Origin of the sequence: Niallia sp. 01092 (genome assembly GCF_052318935.1) — a bacterium.
Classification (GTDB): domain Bacteria; phylum Bacillota; class Bacilli; order Bacillales; family Cytobacillaceae; genus Niallia.
In genome coordinates, this window is record NZ_JBQRKO010000070.1 from 1 (window position 1) to 542 (window position 542).

General features: G+C 39.1%; 1 protein-coding gene. It reads right to left on the reverse strand.

The window, feature by feature from the left end; genetic code table 11:
- The coding region (locus ACTXGU_RS22345; protein WP_443483702.1) for a BMP family lipoprotein at nucleotides 1-542 on the reverse strand (542 nt) is incomplete at both ends.

Genomic DNA, 542 nt, shown 5'->3' on the forward strand with positions numbered 1-542 from the left:
CTCCACCAGGGAAATTGCCATCTTTTGCTTTTGTCGTAACATCTTTTACTGCTGTAGAAACACCTTTTAATGCAGATGTTAACACTACATTATGCTCTCCAACTACACCTTCCGGAGATTGATCAGAGTCTACTCCGATTGCCCAAATGTATTTCGAAGGATCTTTTTCTTTTAATTCACGAGCCTCGGTAAATAAACCAGCACCTGTTCCTCCAGAAGCATGGAATACTACATCAGCGCCTGAAGAATACATTTTATTAGCAATTGTTTTACCGATTTCTGGTTTCGTGAAAGCACCAGCATATTGTACATCTACTTTTGCTTTTGGATTGGCAGCCTTAACACCATCAACAAATCCAGCTTCAAAATGCCAAATAATTTCATTTTCCATCCCGCCGATAAAGCCGATTTTATTAGATTTTGTTGCTTTACCTGCAGCAAGACCAGCTAAGAAAGCACCTTCTTGTTCTTTAAAAGTGATACTTGCAACGTTCGGTTGTTTAACTACGGAATCTACAATCGCAAAATGAGCATCTTTTTGC